At 72.2% G+C, this 17,970-nt stretch carries 12 protein-coding genes and 1 pseudogene; 6 read left to right on the top strand and 7 right to left on the bottom strand.

Going from position 1 to position 17,970, the window contains the following annotated elements; translation table 11 throughout:
- Nucleotides 1–236 precede the first annotated feature (236 nt).
- Nucleotides 237–884: a TetR family transcriptional regulator gene (locus tag TR49_RS03150; protein WP_042364995.1), complete on the bottom strand. Its 648-nt coding sequence runs from the start codon at nucleotides 882–884 to the stop codon at nucleotides 237–239.
- Between the two features lie 149 nt (nucleotides 885–1,033).
- On the bottom strand, nucleotides 1,034–2,440 hold the full coding sequence (locus TR49_RS03145; protein ID WP_042376807.1) for an SAM-dependent methyltransferase: 1,407 nt from the start codon (nucleotides 2,438–2,440) through the stop codon (nucleotides 1,034–1,036).
- Between the two features lie 443 nt (nucleotides 2,441–2,883).
- On the opposite strand from TR49_RS03145, the gene TR49_RS03140 reads away from it, so the two are divergent.
- Nucleotides 2,884–5,607, top strand: a complete 2,724-nt coding sequence (locus tag TR49_RS03140; RefSeq protein WP_042376806.1) for a serine/threonine-protein kinase — start codon at nucleotides 2,884–2,886, stop codon at nucleotides 5,605–5,607.
- Between the two features lie 367 nt (nucleotides 5,608–5,974).
- Here the strand turns inward: TR49_RS03140 and galE are convergent, their stop codons facing one another.
- From galE to TR49_RS03120, 4 genes are all read right to left on the bottom strand, one after another.
- Nucleotides 5,975–6,940: a UDP-glucose 4-epimerase GalE gene (galE, locus tag TR49_RS03135; RefSeq protein ID WP_042376804.1), complete on the bottom strand. Its 966-nt coding sequence runs from the start codon at nucleotides 6,938–6,940 to the stop codon at nucleotides 5,975–5,977.
- A gap of 102 nt (nucleotides 6,941–7,042) precedes the next feature.
- Nucleotides 7,043–7,756: a polyprenol monophosphomannose synthase gene (locus TR49_RS03130; protein ID WP_084724531.1), complete on the bottom strand. Its 714-nt coding sequence runs from the start codon at nucleotides 7,754–7,756 to the stop codon at nucleotides 7,043–7,045.
- A 323-nt stretch (nucleotides 7,757–8,079) separates the two neighbouring features.
- The gene (locus TR49_RS03125) at nucleotides 8,080–8,541 is read right to left on the bottom strand and encodes a Zn-ribbon domain-containing OB-fold protein (RefSeq protein WP_439654071.1); all 462 of its coding nucleotides are present in this window, start codon (nucleotides 8,539–8,541) and stop codon (nucleotides 8,080–8,082) included.
- A gap of 150 nt (nucleotides 8,542–8,691) precedes the next feature.
- Complete coding sequence (locus TR49_RS03120) at nucleotides 8,692–9,834, bottom strand: lipid-transfer protein (RefSeq protein WP_042376799.1); 1,143 nt, start codon at nucleotides 9,832–9,834, stop codon at nucleotides 8,692–8,694.
- Nucleotides 9,835–9,997: 163 nt separating this feature from the next.
- Between TR49_RS03120 and TR49_RS03115 the strand changes: the two genes are divergently transcribed.
- The 3 genes from TR49_RS03115 to TR49_RS03105 all read left to right on the top strand — a co-directional run bounded on the left by TR49_RS03115 (nucleotide 9,998) and on the right by TR49_RS03105 (nucleotide 15,542).
- Complete coding sequence (locus TR49_RS03115; protein WP_042376792.1) at nucleotides 9,998–11,581, top strand: FadD3 family acyl-CoA ligase; 1,584 nt, start codon at nucleotides 9,998–10,000, stop codon at nucleotides 11,579–11,581.
- A 98-nt stretch (nucleotides 11,582–11,679) separates the two neighbouring features.
- Nucleotides 11,680–13,131, top strand: a complete 1,452-nt coding sequence (locus tag TR49_RS03110) for a bifunctional glycosyltransferase family 2/GtrA family protein (protein ID WP_152627030.1) — start codon at nucleotides 11,680–11,682, stop codon at nucleotides 13,129–13,131.
- Complete coding sequence (locus TR49_RS03105; protein ID WP_084724499.1) at nucleotides 13,128–15,542, top strand: ArnT family glycosyltransferase; 2,415 nt, start codon at nucleotides 13,128–13,130, stop codon at nucleotides 15,540–15,542. Before TR49_RS03110 ends, TR49_RS03105 begins: the two co-directional genes overlap by 4 nt.
- A gap of 50 nt (nucleotides 15,543–15,592) precedes the next feature.
- Here TR49_RS03105 and TR49_RS03100 read toward each other — a convergent pair whose 3' ends face one another.
- Nucleotides 15,593–16,339 (bottom strand): phosphatase PAP2 family protein, encoded by a 747-nt coding sequence (locus tag TR49_RS03100; RefSeq protein WP_052433939.1) that lies wholly within the window; start codon nucleotides 16,337–16,339, stop codon nucleotides 15,593–15,595.
- A 289-nt stretch (nucleotides 16,340–16,628) separates the two neighbouring features.
- Between TR49_RS03100 and TR49_RS03095 the strand changes: the two genes are divergently transcribed.
- Both TR49_RS03095 and TR49_RS42375 read left to right on the top strand, forming a co-directional pair.
- Nucleotides 16,629–17,600 carry a sigma-70 family RNA polymerase sigma factor gene (locus TR49_RS03095; RefSeq protein ID WP_042376789.1) on the top strand — a complete coding sequence of 324 codons (972 nt, stop codon included), beginning with the start codon at nucleotides 16,629–16,631 and terminating at the stop codon, nucleotides 17,598–17,600.
- Between the two features lie 147 nt (nucleotides 17,601–17,747).
- A pseudogene (locus tag TR49_RS42375) lies at nucleotides 17,748–17,912 on the top strand (MFS transporter); the annotation flags it as partial.
- Nucleotides 17,913–17,970: the final 58 nt, after the last annotated feature.

The raw sequence follows: 17,970 nt of genomic DNA, 5'->3' as shown, positions 1-17,970 counted from the left end.
CCGCACGACAGGCTCCCGGCAGGCGGCCGCCGCCCCCGAACAGTGCGAGACCGGGTGGTGCAAAAGGCAAAGGAAAGGGCGGCATCGTCAGGTCATCGACGATGCCGCCCGAGCGGGACGGGCCGTGGGCGCGCAGGACCTACCTCCCCCGAGGCACAGCCCCGGCGCTCACGCCGGCGGACAGGCGACCGGGCCCCACCGCTCCGCAGTGATGGTGTTGTGGTGGCCGGAGAGGCCTACTTCGGGGGCTTCTTGCCCGTCATGCCGAGGTAGACCAGCAGAGCCAGGTTGGGCGTCAGCTCCTTCGCCTTGACGCCCCAGGAGTCGAACCCCTTCTGGTGCTCCGCGACGGCGGCCAGCATCGCCACCAGCGAACCGGCCACAGCCGGTGCGCTGACCGACTTGTCCGCCTTGCCGGAGGCCTGCATGGCCTTGAGGGAGTCCGTGAGGGAGTTGGTCACGGCGTTGAGGATCTTCATGCGGATCTTGAAGAACCGCTTGTCCCCTTCGGCCGCACCCAGCGTCACCACACGCAGGATGGCCTCGTTGTCGCGCCAGAAGGAGAGGAAGCCGTCAACCAGCTCCTCCGCCGTCTGGTAGCCGGCCTTGCCGACCCACGACTTGTCGGCGACCAGGTCCTTGAGGCCGGCGCCGTCCTTGGCCATTTCATCCGCGATCTCGAGGACAGCGCCCTCGACGTCGGGGAAGTACTGGTAGAAGGTTGCGGGGGAGGTACCCGCCATCCGGGCGACGTCGATGACCTTGACGTCCCGGTAGGGCGAGGTCGCGAGCATCTCGCGGAGGCAGTCCAGCAGCTTCTGCCGCGTGGCCTGTCCGCGTCGCCCGGCGACACGCCCATCGACGGTGCGAACTTGTCCTGTCATGCCGTCAGTTTACCGTGGCAAGATCCGGGCGCTATTCGGCGGGAAATGTGAATGCTCCGTCAGGCTGACGAGGCCTCTGCTAGAGCCCTTCTCGGGCCGCTCCAGGCCTCTGATCAGCCACTCCCGTCACGGCTGTCACTCCGGCCCCCTCAGGCGCCTTCGTCCTCTTCCGGCCGCGCAGGGGCGTCTTCCAGCCACGCGCCGCGACTGAGCGGCAGTCCGCTGGCGCCTCCCGAGCCCGTCCTGACGGCCAGGACCTGGTTGACGCCGATCCGGTTCTCCTCGAACGCGAGCGCGCACGCGGCCATGTAGAGGCGCCAGACCCGGGCCCGTCCGAGCCCCACCAGCTTGACCGCCTGCGTCCACTCCTCCTGGAGGTTGGCGACCCAGCGGCGCAGCGTCAGCGCGTAGTGCTCGCGCAGCGACTCCACGTCGCGGACCTCGAATCCGGCCTGCTCCAGCAGCGAGACCGTGGTGCCGATCGGCGCCAGCTCGCCGTCGGGGAAGACGTAGGCGGCGATGAAGGGGCTCAGCCGGTAGGGCTCGCCGGGGGTCGTCGGCCGCCGGCCGATCTGGTGGTTGAGCAGCCGTCCGCCCGGCCGCAGCAGGCCGTGGAGGGTCTTCGCGTAGCGCAGGTACATGGCCGAGCCCACGTGTTCGGCCATGCCGATACTGGAGATCGCGTCGAACGGGCCGTCAACGACCTCGCGGTAGTCCTGCAGCCGGATCTCCACCCGGTCCGTCAGGCCCGCGTCCGCGATCCGCTCGCGGGCCATCCGCGCCTGCTCGGCGGAGAGCGTGACCCCGACCCCGGTGACGCCGTAGTGCCGCGCCGCGTGCAGCAGCATCGAGCCCCAGCCGCAGCCGACGTCGAGCAGCCGGGAGCCCGGCGGCAGCCGGTGCAGGCCGAGCTTGCGGCAGACCAGGTCCAGCTTGGCCTCCTGCGCCGCCTCCAGCGTGGTGGTGCCCGGCGGCCAGTAGGCGCACGAGTAGACCATGGAGGGGCCCAGCACCAACCGGTAGAAGTCGTTGCCCACGTCGTAGTGGTGACTGATCGCCGCCCGGTCGCGGCGCAGCGTGTGCACCGGCCCGCGCGAACGCCGCACCTCCTCCGGCGGGATCGGCGGGCGCGGCCCGATCGCACCGAGCCTGGCCGCCGTCGCGACCATCCGGCGGGAGTCCGGGCCGAACAGCGCCTTCAGGTTGCCCGGCGCGAGCGCGGAACCCGGCACCGGGCGCAGCGTCGGCCGCAGCGACAGCTCCGGCCGGTCCTCGGCGAGCGCGGCGAGGCGGCGCAGCAGCTCGTAGAGCTCGGTGTTGTCGGCGTCGTCGTCCTCGCCGGGGAGCGTGATGGCGCCCGAGACATAGGCGCGGACGAGGCCGAGCTCGTTCGGCGCCCAGAGGAGGTGCCGCAGGGCCCGCCGGTCCGTCAACGCCAGCAGCGGCGCGTCGGCCGGTCCGGCCTCGGCGCCGTCCCAGGTGCGGATGCGGAACGGCGGCTCGACGCCGATCAACTCCGTCAGCAGTGCGCGCAGGGCCAGGGCACTGTCACTCATCACGACTCCTCGAGGATCGTCAGGCCGCTCGAAGGTGGTGCAGGCGATGCGGGTGGTGCGGGTGGTGCGGGTGGTGCGCAGTCGTTCGTGCCGTGCGGGGCGCACCGGAGCGCGGCCGCCGGGCGTGTACCCGGAACGGCGCGGGCCCACCACGGAGCCGGTGCAGAAGTTGCTACGTCACCAATCTAGATCGTCGACGCCACGGCGTGGAGGATTCGTCGCGACTCGGTCGCGCGTCGCGCCGCCCTAGCGGTCCGACCGGCCTAGTTTCCGCAGCCCCGCCGCACGGTTGCCGGTCTGTGGCGCGATTGTGGCGAGGGTGTGTCCCATGTCCCGCCCGGCGGGTTGGCCTGTGGGGCGTCCGGCCGTGGAGAATCAGTGCTGCGTCTGTCCTGCTTCTCCTACCGACGGCGCTTTCGACCCAACGGGGAGGTGCTGAGGACGTGGACCAGCTGACGGCGCACGATCCCAGAAGGATCGGGCCCTTCGAGGTGCTGGGCCGGCTCGGCGCGGGCGGAATGGGCTTGGTCTACCTGGCACGCTCGGCCGCGGGCCGCCGGGTCGCCATCAAGACGGTGCGGGCGGAACTGGCCGAGGACCAGCTCTTCCGGGTGCGCTTCGCCCGCGAGATCGCGGCCGCGCGGACGGTGAGCGGCTTCTACACCGCCGCGGTCGTCGACGCCGACGCCGACGCGGCCGTGCCGTGGCTGGCCACCGCCTACATCCCCGCGCCCTCGCTCGAGGACCTGGTCACCGAGTGCGGCCCGCTCCCGGTCGCCACGGTGCGCTGGCTGATCGCCGGCATCGCGGAGGCGCTGCAGTCCATCCACGCGGCGAACCTGGTGCACCGCGACCTCAAGCCGTCCAACGTGCTCGTCACCGAGGACGGACCGCGCGTGATCGACTTCGGCATCGCGGCGGGCGTCTCGCACACCCGCCTGACGATGACCAACGTCGCGGTGGGCACCCCGGCGTACATGTCGCCCGAGCAGGCCCGCGACAGCCGTGGCGTGCGGGGCGCCTCCGACGTCTTCTCGCTCGGCTCGCTGCTGGTCTTCGCCGCCACCGGGCACCCGCCGTACCACGGAGCGAACCCCGTCGAGACGGTGTTCATGCTGCTCCGCGAGGCCCCGGACCTGTCCGGTCTGCCGGAGGAGCTGGCTCCGCTGGTCCGCGCCTGCATGCGCACCGCTCCGGAGCGGCGCCCGGTCCCCGCCGAGATCGCCGCCGAGCTGGCCCCGCACCTGTACGGTTCCGGCGACGGCTCGGAGGACGACGCGGGCGAGTGGCTGCCTCCGGTGGCGCTCTCTCTGATCGAGAAGAAGAAGGGCCGCCGGACGCCACCGCCGTTCCAGCCGCCTGCGGCTCCGCAGGAGTCGGGTGGGCAGGGCGCCGCCGCAGGCTTCCCGGGCCAGCCGGGTCGACCTGGGACGGGTCAGCCGGGGCGGATGAGTCCGGGGCTTGCCGTGGGCGGCTCCGCGCCCCAGGGGTACCCGATGTCCGAGGCGGCTCCAGGCGGTCCTGCCGCGGCGGGCGGTCCCGGCGTCGGCGTCGGCCCGGGCGCGGGCGGCCACGCACCGGGCGGTCACGCACCGGGTGAGCCCGCGACGCATCGGGGTGGGCAGCACGCGGGTCCGCCGGCGCACGAGTCCGGGGCCACGAACCGCACGCCTCCCGAGGCGGCGACCACCGCCCGGCCGATGGTGCATCTGCCCGGCATGGCCGCGCCCATCGGGCCCGGCGTCCGGCTGCCAGCCAACCCGCCGTCCGAGCCGGTGACCCCGCCCACCACGGGCTGGGTCCAGCGCGGCGCACACGCGGCGCCCTCCGGTCCCGTCTCGACCGGCTCACCTGCAGGCCCCGCCGGCCAGGCCGAACAGCCTTCCGCAGCCCCGGGCGTCCAGGGTTCCTCGGCCGCTCCGCCGAGCACTCCCGGTGCGGCTGGATCGCCCGCCTCTGCCGGTTCTGCCGGAGCCGTGCCGCCGTCGGCGGCGACGCCCGCCCAGGCGCAGACCTCCCCGGCCCCTCCGTCCTCGGCCTCCGCTGCCCGCGCGCAGGCGCAGGCGGCCCCGGAGACGCCCTGGCGTCCGTGGCGTTTCCGCATGTCGCACGACGTGTGGGGGGCGCCGATCATCTCCGACGGTGTGCTGTACGTGGCCAGCTTCGGGGTGCACGCGCTCGACATCGCCAGCGGGCGGCGCCGCTTCCGCACCCAGAGCGTGGCCTGGGCCCTCGCCGTGGCCGACGGCCGGGTCCACGCCGCCGACGGGCCGAACGTGTTCACCCTGCAGGCCGCCGACGGCGCCGAGCGCTGGCGCGTGGCCCTCGACGGCTGGACCTACACCCTCGACGCGGCCGGCGGGGCTCTCGTCGCGGGCACCCGCGGCGGCGGCGTCCACGTGCACTCCGCCATCGACGGCAGCGAGATGTGGCGCACCAACGACGCCCAGCAGGCGTACGAGAACCCGGCGTCGGGCCCCTGCGTGATCGGCGACTCGGTCTACTACTACGGCGGAGGCTCGCTCCGCTCCGTCGAGTTGACGACGGGTCAGCTTCAGTGGGCGTTTCCGCTGGGCGAGGACGTCCCCTCCAGGCCGGTTCTCTCGCGTGGTGTGCTCTACCTCTGCAGCGGCGCCCGCGTCTACGCCGTGGACGAGCAGACGGGCGCGGAGCGCTGGCGCTTCGATGCCCCCGTGGTCCTGTTCACCTCACCCGCCGTCAGTGAGCAGGGCGTCTTCGTCGCCGACTACCTCGGCACCGTCTTCGCCCTGGACCCGGCGAACGGCACCGTCCGCTGGCATGCCCGCACCGGCGGCCGTCAGGGCGCGGACCCCGCCGTCCTCGCCGAGGACGTCGTCCTGGTCGCGAGCGGCGACACGGTGTTCGCGTTCGACACCCGTACGGGCACGGAGCGCTGGCGCTACGCGGCCCGCGCGGAGCTCGCCGGCATTCCCGCCACGGCTCAGGGTCTCGTCCACCTCGGCAGCCGGGACCACTCCCTGCACACCCTCGACCTCGCCACCGGCCGCCTCCGCTGGAAGCTCGACACCGGCGGCGAGATCACCGGGGCTCCGGTCACCGCCGACGGCCGCGTCTTCGCCTGCAGCAAGGACCACTGCGTCTACGCGCTCGACGCGGCACGCGGCACCGCCACGACCCGCGAATGAGCGCTGCAGCGCCGCTGCGGGGGTGAGTAGCAGCAGTGGCGGCGGGCCACCAGGGCCGCCTGCCGCCGGAGGTACGGCGCCGGGCGCCGACGGTTCCGGGCGTTCGGGGCGTCGGGCGTCTCGGGCCGTCTGGTTGTTCGGACCCGCCTGCGCCGGGTGGTCTCCCGCACAGCCGCGGGTCCCGGAACTTGCCCGCGGTGACCGCGCAGCCGCGGGTCCGGGAACTCGCCGCTGCGGTGACTGCACGGCCGCGGGTCCCGGAACTCGCCGCTGCGGTGACTGCATGGCCGCGGGTCCCGGAACTCGCCCCGTGGTGACCGCAGGGGCGACGTGGGCGGGACGCCTCGGCGGGCGCGGCTCCTGCGCGTCAGTGGCGCAGGCGCCAGCCCGCCCACGCGGAGCTGATCATCTCGCGCACGTCGAACCGCGCCTTCCAGCCGAGCTCCTGGGCGATGCGCTCGGCCGAGGCGACCACGCGGGCCGGGTCGCCCGCGCGGCGCGGGGTGACCTCTCCCGTCGTGTCGAGACCGGTGACCTCCCCGATGACGTCGAGCATCTGCCGGACGGAGACGCCTTCGCCGCGGCCGATGTTGAGGATGAGATCGGTGCCGTCCGGGTCGGCCGTGAGTCGCCGCACCGCGGCGACGTGCGCCTCCGCGACGTCGGCCACGTGGATGTAGTCGCGAATGCAGGTGCCGTCCGGCGTGGGGTAGTCGGCGCCGAAGATACGCGGGGGTTCGCCCGCGTCCAGGCGCTCGAAGACCATGGGGACGAGGTTGAAGACGCCAGGGTCGCCCAGCTCGGGCGTCGCCGCACCGGCCACGTTGAAGTAGCGCAGCGACACGGTGCCCATGCCGTGGGCGCGGCCTGCGGCCCGGACCAGCCACTCGCCGACGAGCTTGGTCTCGCCGTAGGGGCTCATGGGGCGGCAGGGGGTCTCCTCGGTGACGAGGTCGACGTCCGGCATGCCGTAGACCGCAGCCGAGGAGGACAGCAGGAAGCGCCGCACACCGGCCTCGGCCGCCGCCTCCAGGACGACCCGGAGGCCCTCGACATTCTCGCGGTAGTACCAGAGCGGCTTCTCGACCGACTCGCCGACCTGCTTCTTCGCGGCGATGTGCAGCACACCGGTGACGTCGTGGTCGCGCAGCACCGAGGCGAGCAGCGGCTGGTCCAGGGTCGAACCCTGGACCAGCGGCACGCCCGCTGGCAGCCGCGCCGGGTCGCCCGTGCTGAGGTCGTCGAGGACGACCACGCCGTGGCCGGCCTCGACCATCGCGCGGACGACGTGTGCTCCGATGTAGCCGGCACCGCCGGTGACAAGCCAAGTCATCCCGACACTCTAGCGGCGTCCGGATTGCGGACGCGCGGAGTGACGGACCGGCGGCAACGGGTGACCGTCGCTCGCTCGGCGACCGACTACGTCAGATGCGCCCTACTTGCGCGCACGCAGCCGCAGACGCCACGGCACGACCGCGGACTCGAGCTGCACCGAGAGGCTCATCTTGGACTCGCCGGCGCGGCGCTCCTCGAAGCGGATCGGGATCTCCAGCGCGCTGAAACCGGCGTGCACGGCACGGAACTTCAGCTCGACCTGGAAGCTGTATCCGGCGCTTGCGAGCGTGGCCAGGTCGACCGCGTGCAGCGCGTCCGCGCTCCACAGGTTGAAGCCGGCGGTGATGTCGCGGACGCGGGTCGAGAGGATGGTGCCGGCGTAGGCGTTGGCCCAGCGCGACAGCAGGCGGCGGTGCCAGCCCCACTCCTCGGCGAGCTCCCCGCCCGGGACGTAGCGGCTGCCGACGACCACGCCGGCGCCGGTGGAGAGGGCGGTGCCGAGCATCTGCGGGATCGCACTCGCCGGGTGGCTGCCGTCGGCGTCCATCTGGACGACGAACCGGGCGCCCTCCTCGACGGCGAGCGCCATGCCCGCCGCATAGGCCTTGCCGAGGCCGTCCTTGCCCTTGCGGTGCAGCACGCTGATGCGGGGCTTTCCGTCCAGCAGGTGGCGCTGCGCGAGCTTCTCCGCCAGCTCGCCGGTGCCGTCGGGGCTGCTGTCGTCGACGACCTTGAGGTGCAGGCCGGGCAGCGGCAGGGCCATGACCTGCTCGACCGTCGCCTCCAGGCTGCCGATCTCGTTGTACGTCGGCATGACGACGGTGACGGGCGTGTCCGCCCAGTCGTCGGGAAGAGCGGCGGGGATGGTCACGATGACTCCTGGTCCTGATTACGGGGTCCGGCCGTGCAACTGCGCGGGGACAGGGCTCGGACGACGTTGCACTGTAGTAGATCGAAGCAGACGTTCGGTGAGGAGTGGGGTAAGTTCACCGCTGCGCAACGCACTGTTCCCAGGCCAGGAGCCACTGCTTCGGTTTCACCCGGACGGAGGATCCCTCCGCGGCCCGCACGCTTGACCGGTCCTGTCCGGTCCCGCGTCGGCCGGGTACGCACGAAGTCGGCGTACGAGGCCGGGGTTCAGCCGCTGCACAGGGCCCAGCGTACGACGGTCACCTCGGGCGTCAGCACCTGGAAGACCGCCTGGACCGGCGCCCCGATCCGCAGCCTTCCGGGCGGCACCGCGTTCCACGGTGCGCCTGGCCTGCGGACGGAGTTCGTCAGCGTCCCCACCAGTCGGATCCGCGGGTCCTCCTCCAACTCCACCAGCGCCACCGGGTAAGGGGCCAGCTCCGCGTACGCGGGGAGCAGCGGCGGGTGGGCGACCACGTAGGACCAGAGCCGTCCTCGCCCGGACATGAGCCGCCACTCGTCGTCGAAACTGCCGCACTGCGGGCAGCAGGGGCGGGGCGGGAAGCGGAGCCTTCCGCAGTCCGCGCACGCCTGTATGCGCAGCTCACCGCGGCGGGCGTGCTCCCAGAACGGCTCGCCGTCGTCGTCGGGCCAGGGGAGCAGCAGCCCCTCCGCGGTCATGGTGTCCATCCCGGCACCCTCTCTCTCGGCTCGCTCCGACTGCACGCCGACTGCGCGTCCGCCTGGGGAAGCGCCTTCGGAATGCATGAAATGCGTAGGAATTCCGTTGCCGTGCGCGCGTCGGACGAGCGGACGCGGATGTGCAGCCAGGAGCGCGGTTCAGCCGCGCAGCAGCAGCGCGGAGGTGGGCACGCCCTCGCCCGCGGTGACCAGGCAGGTGGCGGCGTCGGGCACCTGGGCGGTGGAGGCGCCACGCAGCTGCTTGACGCCCTCGTTGATCAGGTTGAACCCGTGGACATAGCCCTCGGAGAGACCTCCGCCGCCCGTGTTGATCGGCAGTCGGCCGCCCAACTCCAGCGCGCCGCCCTCGGTGAAGGCCGCCCCTTCGCCTCGGCCGCAGAATCCGTACCCCTCCAGGGAGAGCGGGATCAGCGGGGTGAAGGCGTCGTAGATCTGCGCGACGTCGACGTCCTCGGGGCCGAAGTCGGCGGTCTTCCACAGCTGTCGCGCCGCGGTCCAGGCGGGGCCGGTCAGCGGGTCGTCGTTCCAGTAGTTGACCATGCCGTGGTGCTGCGCGGGCAGTCCCTGGGCTGCGGAGTGGACGTAGACGGGCCGGTGCCGGCAGTCCCGGGCGCGCTCCGCGCTGACCACGACGCAGGCGAGGGCGCCGTCGGTCTCCAGGCAGTTGTCGTACAGGCAGAGCGGTTCGCTGATCCACCGTGCGTCCATGTACATCTCGCGGGTCAGCGGCCGCTCGTACATGATCGCGTCGGGGTTCTGGTTGGCACGGTTGCGGCAGGCCAGTGCGACGTTGAACAGGTGGTCGCGGGTGGCGCCGAACTCGTGCATGTAGCGGCGGGCCAGCATGCCGATCTCGTCGGCCGGGCGCAGCAGGCCGAAGGGCCGGGTCCACTGGGCCGGTGTGGGCAGTTGCTGGACCGTGTTGGTCCAGGGCCGTCTGCCGCTGCCGCGCTTCCGGCTGCGCCAGGCGACGCCCACGCCGGCCTGTCCGGTGGCGACGGCCATGGCCAGGTGGGCGACGGTGGCGCAGGAACCGCCGCCGCCGAAGCCGATCCGCGAGAAGAAGGTCACGTCCCCGGCGCCGATCGCCTTGGCGAGCTCGACCTCGTCGGTCTCCTCCATGGTGTAGGAGGCCAGGGCGTCCACCTCGTGCGGCTCGATCCCGGCGTCGTCCAGGGCGGCAAGCACGGCCCGGCAGGCGAGCGCCTTCTCGGACTCCTCCAGATGTTTGGCGAAGCGGGTCTGGCCGATGCCGACGATGGCCGTGCGGTCCCTGAGCATGGACGGCTCCCCGAACTCCGATACGGCGGTCAGCCGCAGAGGAAGATCTTCTGACGTAGCGTCAGAATAGGGTCACCGCCATCTTTCGGGAAGTCCGTCGTCAGCCTAATCTGACGATCAGTCACATGCGCGGCGCCAGAGCCGAACGACGGGAAGGACGGCCATGCGCGGGGATCTGGAGTGGGGCACGATCGCGAACCTGGTCCAGGCGGCGGGCACCCGCTACGGCGGCCGCGAGGCGGTGGTCGGCCCGCGCACCCGGTGCGACTACACCGAGCTGGCGCGCCGGGTCCGCCGTGCGGCGGCGGGCGTCATGGCGGCCGGCGTCCGGCCCGGCGACCGGGTCGGCATCTGGGCGCCGAACACCCCCGACTACGTCGTCGCGGCCCTCGGCGCGGTCAGTGCGGGAGCGGTGCTGGTCCCGTTGGGCACCCGGCTCAAGGGCGGCGAGGCAGCCGAACTGCTGCGGCGGACCAAGGCCTCGCTGCTGTTCGTCACCTCCACCTTCCTGGGCGTCAGCTACGTGTCCGCGCTGCGGGCCGCCGGGCCGCTGCCGGACCTGCGCACCACCGTCGTCCTCGGCGACACCGAGACCGTGCCCGACGGCCTGCTCTCCTGGCGCGCCTTCCTCGGCGCGGGCGCGGACATCCCCGAGCGCTCCGTCCAGGCGCGCATCGCCGCCGTCCGCCCCGAGGACCCGGCCGACATCATGTTCACCTCCGGCACCACCGGACTGCCCAAGGGGGCCGTGACCAGCCACGCCCAGACCCTGCGCGCCTTCGGTACCTGGGCCGACCTGGCCGGACTGGCCGAAGGAGACCGCTACCTGGTGGTCAATCCCTTCACCCACACCTTCGGCTGGAAGGCCGGTGTCCTGGCCGGCCTCATGCGCGGCGCGACGATCCTCCCGCAGCCCGTCTTCGACCCCGAGGCCGTCCTCGCCAAGATCGCCACGGAAGGCGTCACGGTCCTGCCCGGCGCACCCACCGTCTACCAGGCCCTGCTCGACCACCCCGCACGCGACCAGTACGCACTCGGTTCGCTGCGCCTCGCTGTGACCGGCGCCGCCGTCGTCCCGCTCGAGCTGGTCCACCGAATCCGCGACGACCTCGGCTTCACCACGGTGCTCACCGCCTACGGCCTGACCGAGAGCTGCGGCATGGTCACCATGTGCCGCCGCGACGACACCCCCGCCACCGTGGCCTCGACGTCCGGCCGCGCCATCCCCGACGTCGAGGTCCGCGTCCGCGACGCGGACGGCAAGGACGTCCCGCTCGGCGAAGCGGGGGAGGTCCAGGTGCGCGGCTACACGGTGATGCGCGGCTACTTCGAGGACCCGGCCGCCACCGCGGAGACCTTCACCGACGACGGCTGGCTCCGCACCGGTGACATCGGCGTCCTCGACGCCGGCGGCAACCTGAGGATCACGGACCGCCTCAAGGACATGTACACCGTCGGCGGCTTCAACGCGTACCCGGCCGAGATCGAACGCATCCTGGCCCGCCACCCGCTCGTCGCCGACTCGGCGGTGGTCGGTGTCCCCGACCCGCGCCTCGGCGAGGTGGGCCGCGCATTCGTGATCCCACGTCAGCAGCCCTCACCGGCCGCGGCGTCCGAGCTGGTGGACTGGTGCCGCCGGGAGATGGCCAACTACAAGGTCCCGCGCGAGGTGGTCTTCGTCGACGAGCTGCCGCGCAACGCCTCCGGCAAGGTCCTCAAGGGGGAGCTGCGCAAGCTCCGGGGCTGAGCTGTCCGCCGCCACGGCCACGAACGGCGCAGGATCTGCCAGCCAGGCCCTAAACGCTCCACAGGTACGGCACAGCGCCGCGCCCAAGGCTTCAGGGCATGAACCATTCGTCCTCGCCGGCGGCACACGCCGCCCCTCCCGTCGCAGGCCGGGACGGCACTCGCACCGAGCTGGTCGAGGTGGTCGTCCCCGTCTACAACGAGGAGCTCGTGCTCGCCCGCAGCGTGCGCACCCTGCACGGCTACCTGCGTGAGCACTTCCCCTACCCGTTCCGCATCACGATCGCCGACAACGCGAGCGTCGACGCCACCTGGCAGGTCGCGTCCGGACTCGCCGCGGAGCTCCCCGAGGTCCGCGCCGTCCATCTGGACCAGAAGGGGCGCGGTCGCGCCCTGCGCACGGTCTGGGGCAGCAGCGACGCCGACGTCGTGGCCTACATGGACGTGGACCTCTCCACGGGGCTCGACGCCTTCCTGCCGCTGGTCGCACCGCTGCTCTCCGGGCACAGCGACCTCGCCATCGGCAGCCGGCTCCACCGTGGTTCGGCCGTGGTCCGCGGACCCAAGCGCGAGTTCATCTCCCGGACCTACAACCTGCTGCTCCGGGCCACGCTCGCTGCCAAGTTCTCCGACGCCCAGTGCGGCTTCAAGGCAGCCAGGACCGAGGTCGTCCAGGCGCTGCTCGCCGACGTCGAGGACCAGACCTGGTTCTTCGACACCGAGTTGCTGCTTCTCGCCGAGCGCAGCGGTCTGCGCATCCACGAGGTTCCGGTCGACTGGATCGACGACCCCGACAGCCGCGTCGACATCGTCCGCACGGTCAAGGACGACCTCAAGGGCATGTGGCGGGTGGGCAAGAAGGCCGCGTTCGGGGCCACCCGGATGCCCGTTCCACCGCGCGTGCTCCAGGCTCAGCTGCCGACCGGCATGCGCTGGCAGCTCTCCAGCTTCGCGGTGATCGGCGTCCTCAGCACCCTCGCCTACCTGGGGCTCTACCTTCTGGCGCGACAGGCGGCGCCGGCCGTCCTGGCCAACGCGTTCGCGCTGTTGACGACGGCGGTCGCCAACACCGCCGCCAACCGTCGCTTCACCTTCGGCGTCACCGGCCCGCGCGATGCGCTGCGTCATCAGGTCGAGGGCGGCATCGCCTTCGTGATCGGCCTGGTGCTGAGCACGGTCGCTCTCGCCGTCTCCCACGCCGTCGCACCCGGCGCTTCCCACGCAGCCGAGCTCGGCTGGCTGGTCGCGGCGAACGCACTGGCCACCGTGGTGCGCTTCGTCCTGCTGCGCGCCTGGGTCTTCAACCCTCACCGCACGGCCAGGAACGCCCGCGAGGCCGATCTGTCGGAGCTCTCCTCGCTGTCCACGTGCTCGGCGTCCTCGTGCCCCGCGCCCTCGTCCTCGATGCCCTCGTCCTCGGCTCCCACGTCTGTGCATGCGTCCTCCGTGGCTTCGTCCTCCCCGTCCTCGTCCTCCCGCGCCGCCGACGGGGTCGCCCGTCACGCCGGGCAGCACTCCGACCACCGCACCGACCAGGAGGCCCGCCGGTGAGCGCCTACATCGAAGCCCCGACGGAGTCGGCCGCCGTCCCCCCGCATACCGGCTCGCTTCGGCGACCGCGCCGCCCGCGTTGGGTCCGCCCCGCCTACTGGGGGACGCTGGCCCTCGCAGCGCTGGTCTACTGCTACGGCCTGGGCCAGAACGGGAACGCCAACTCCTACTACGCGGCGGCGGTGCTCAGCGGCACGAAGAGCTGGTCCGCGATGTTCTACGGCTCCCTCGACGCGGGCAACTTCATCACGGTCGACAAGCCGCCGTTCGCGCTGTGGCTGATGGAGATCTCCTGCCGCGTGTTCGGCTTCGGCAGTTGGCAGATGCTGCTGCCGATCGCCGGCTGCGGCATCGCCGCCGTGGCCGTTCTCCACAGCGCGGTCCGCCGCAGCTTCGGCCCCGTCGCGGCGACCGTGTCCGGTGTGGTGCTGGCACTCACCCCGATCACCGTGGCCATCAACCGCGACAACAACCCGGACCCGGTCCTGGTGCTGCTCACCGTCTCCGCGGCGTGGTTCTGCCTGGAGGCGATCCGCCGTGGCACGCTGCGCCACCTGGTGATCTCCGCCGTCCTGGTCGGCTTCGCCTTCAACACCAAGATGCTGCAGGCGTACATGGTGATCCCGGCGCTGTTCCTCGCCTATGCCTGGGCGGCGCGGGGGAGTTGGCTGATCCGGGCACGGAACCTGCTGATCGCCGGGGTCGTCCTGGTGGTCTCCAGCGGCTGGTGGATGGTGATCGTCGACTCGATCAAGGACCACCCGTTCATCGGTTCCAGCTCGGACGGCACCGTGTGGAATCTGGTCATCGGCTACAACGGCCTGGAGCGCGTGCTCGGCGCCAACGCCGGCAACGTGACCGGGAGCGCCGGCGGCCGCGTGGGTGGCGGTGGTGGCGGTGGTGGGGCCAACTTCGGCGGTACCTCCGGCGCGGGGCGCCTCTTCAACGACATCCTCGGCGGCCAGATCTCCTGGCTGATCCCCTTCGCGGTGGTCGCGCTCGTCGGCGCGCTCGTGCTCCGCGGCCGTCGCCGCCGCACCGACATGCAGCGGGCCTCCCTGCTGCTGTGGGGGATGTGGCTGCTCACCCACTACGTGGTCTTCAGCTTCTCCTCCGGAACGTTCCACCCGTACTACACGACGATGCTGGCTCCCGCGATCGCCGCACTCACCGGCGCGGGCGGCACGATGCTGCTGCGCGCGCTGCGCTCACCCTCGCGCAAGGCCCTGTGGGCAGCGGTGCTGCCGGCGGGCGTGGTCGTGTCGGCCATCTGGGCGGTGCTGCTGCTCCGGCGGACCACGAGCTTCGCGCCCTGGCTGTGGCCGGTCGTCGCCCTGCTGGCGGTGGGCGGCGTGGCGGCGCTGATGATCGCGCGCTTCGGCGGGGCTTCGGTCGCAGGCGCGGTGCGCAAGCGGGTCCTCGCGGTCGGGGCGATCGCGGCGGCGCTGGCCCTGGTGGCCGGACCGGCCGCCTATGCAGCGGACACCGTGACCGGGGGCGCCATCCAGGGAACCAACCCGACGGCCGGCCCCTCCTCGGGCGACGGCTTCGGCGGTCCGGGGGGCGGCATGCGTGGCGGCTTCCCTGGCGGTATGCGCAGTGGTGAGTTCCCGGGCGGTGCGGGCGGTTTCGGCGGCTCGGTCGGCGGTGGTGGCCGCGGCGGCGCGGAGGGCGCAGGCGGCGCGGGTGGATTCGGGGGCTTCCCCGGCGGGACGTCGTCCGGCGCCGCAGGCGGCCCGGCCGCAACCTCCGGTGCGCCCGGCGGGTCCGGTGTATCCGGTTCGTTCGGTCCGTCGGGCTCGTCCGGCTCAGCCGGTGCGGCCGGGCAGGGCGGACTTCCTGGCGGTGTGGCCGACGGCATGCCGGGCGGGACGTCCGGCGGGAGCGAGCGCACCCGAGGCTTCGGTGGCGCGGGCGGCTTCGGCCCCATGGGCGGAGGCGCGGTCAGCTCGGCGCTTCTTTCCTACCTGGAGAAGAACCAGGGCGGGGCCACCTGGCTGGTCGCGGTCTCCAGCGCCCAGTCGGCGTCAGAGATGATCCTCCAGTCCGGCAAGCCAGTGATCGCCATGGGCGGCTTCACCGGAAGTGACCCGGCGATGAGCCTGACCAAGCTGAAGTCGCTCGTCTCCTCCGGCAAGCTGCGCTACGTGCTGCTCGATTCCGGCGGCGTCGGCGGCATGGGCGGCGGCCCCGGTGGCGGCCAGGCCAACAGCGCGGCGACGAACTACGTGAAGTCGGCCTGCAAGGCGGTCAGCGCCTCGGCCTACGGCGGAACGTCGTCGACCGGCTCGTCGTCGACCACGTCGACCACGTCGGCCGGGACGTCCGGAGGTGCCGGAAGCTCCGCCACCTCCGCCACGTCGGCCGGCAGCGCCGCCTCCGGCGAGACGCTGTACGAGTGCACCGCCTGAGCCACTGAGTCCGGTCGGAGCCGACCGACCGACAGGGCGCGGGTCCGTCTTCAGGACGGGGCCGCGCCCCGTCGTTGTGCCTGCCGTCGCTGCACCTGCCGTCGCTGCACCCGTTGGGCGGCCCGTGAGGTCAGCCGGTGCAGCTCGGCCTCGCGCATCGTCGGGCGCCAGGTGTCGACGGCGGCGGTCACGGCGCAGAGCGTGAAGCCGGCGAGCAGCCATCCGCCCAGGATGTCGGAGGGCCAGTGCACGCCCAGCCCGATCCGCGTCCACCCCACGAGGAACACGAGCGCCGCGGCCACCCCGGCCGTCACCGCACGTGTCGCACGTCTGCGCAGGTGAGGCCAGGCGACGACGACCAGCAGCGGGATCACTGTCGCCGACGTCATGGCGTGGCCGGAGGGGAAGCTCCAGCCGGTTGCCGTGGAGACGGGCTGCGGCAGAAGCGGCCGGGGACGGGCGACCGCCTGCTTGACGCCCACCTCCAGCGCCGCCTGCACCACCCCGCACGCCGCCGCCCACAGCGCGGCGATCCGGGCTCCGCGCCACCAGAGCCAGACGACCAGCACGCCGAGGATCACGCGGAGCACCGTCGGTGAGAGCACCGAGGTGACAGTGCGCATCGACCCGGTCCAGGCGGCGTGGTGCAGCGCCGTCGTGTGCAGGCCGCGGTCGACCGACAGGTCGAAGCGCACCAGGGGGCCCCAGCCTCTTTCGATGAGCGCCAGCAGCAGGCCGAAGATCGCCAGGCAGGCCGCCGCACCCGCCCAGAGCAGCCAGGACTGCTTCCAACGCACGCCTGCCACCTCTCCACTCCGGGGTTTTCCCCTTCCCCGACTCACCGCGCGGGGAACTGTTACGGGGCGGACAATCGTCCCAGAGAGTGACAGAACTGGACGCCCGCCGCGCTGTGTTCGAGCGATGACGCTCTGCTGACGATCGCGGGCGAATCGCACAGCATACTGCTACATGCGAAGAAAAACACCGCTTCGGGAATGTTTCCTCGGACATCGTCGTTCAGTCGTTACGTAAACAGTTCCCAGGTACGGGCCAGCCAGGCCCGTCAGGTCACCCGAGGGAGTTCGTATGGCCACCCGTGCCGTCGTCCGCGACAAGGCCGATCGGACGCGCACCGCGCGCCCGACCGCAGGTGAGGCCGACCGAGACCTCGTCGGTATGTACCTGGACGAGATCGCGCGCACCCCGCTGCTCGACGCGGCGCAGGAGGTCGAGCTGTCGACCCGGATCGAGGCGGGTGTCTTCGCCGAGCAGCTGCTCGAGGAGGGGCGGACCGCGGCCGGGGCGACGGAGGACGAGCTGCGGGCCGTGGCCGCCGACGGACAGCGCGCCAAGGACGTGTTCATCCGCTCCAACCTCCGCCTCGTGGTCGCCGTCGCCCGCCGGTACCCGCGCAGTGGGCTGCCGCTGCTCGACCTCATCCAGGAGGGCAATGCCGGCCTGGTCCGGGCGGTCGAGAAGTTCGACTTCAGCAAGGGCTACAAGTTCTCCACCTACGCGACCTGGTGGATCCGCCAGGCGATCACGCGCTCCATCGCTGACCAGTCCCGCACCATCCGGCTGCCCGTCCACCTGGTCGAGGAGCTCGGCCGGATCCGGCGCGTCCAGCGCGAGAAGTCCAAGGAGCTGGGCCGCGAGGCCGAGCCGGCCGAGGTCGCGGCCGAGCTGGACACCACCGAGGACCGCATCAAGGACGTGCTCGACTGGGCGCGTGACCCGGTGAGCCTCAACATGACCGTCGACGACGACGGCGAGACCCAGTTCGGCGACCTTGTCGAGGACACCGGCGCCACCTCCCCGGAGGACGCGGTGCTGGTGATGCTCCGCCGTGAGGAGCTGGACGCCCTGATCGACCGTCTCGACGACCGCACCGCCTCGATCATCCGCTCCCGCTACGGGATGGAGGACGGTCGCGAGCGGACCTTGACCGAGGTCGGCAAGCAGCACGGCCTCACCCGTGAGCGCATCCGCCAGATCGAGAAGCACGCGCTGGCCGAGCTGCGCAAGATCGCCGACCATGCGGGCTTCGAGGCCGCGTAGGCCGTAGTCCCCGACTCTCTCGAGTCTCCTTCGGAGCCTCCGTTACGCCGAGCAGGTGTGGCGGGGGCTCTTTTGGTCCTTCTCATCCCGCTTGGGCTGTTATGTCCCCCTTAGGCTCGCCGCAGATGGACGACGAGGGGATCTGCGGTGGTCGACAGACGGAAGCTGCGTCAGCGCGCCGCCCTGGTGGGCGCCCTGGTGTCGGTGGCGCTGGTCGTGGCGATCCTGCTCGGCAGCCGCGGTCTGAGGGACTTCGACTCCGCACTGCTCCCGTACGCGGTCGCGACGGTCTTCCTCGCCTTCGGCGTGTCCGAGAGCCGGCTCCATGCGGCCTGCCGTGAGCTGAACGCCAAGGATTCGGGCATCCGGC

This window comes from Streptacidiphilus melanogenes, assembly GCF_000787835.1.
Lineage (GTDB): Bacteria > Actinomycetota > Actinomycetes > Streptomycetales > Streptomycetaceae > Streptacidiphilus > Streptacidiphilus melanogenes.
Note: the sequence above shows the minus strand (reverse complement) of the source record. Positions and strands in the feature narration are given on the sequence as shown.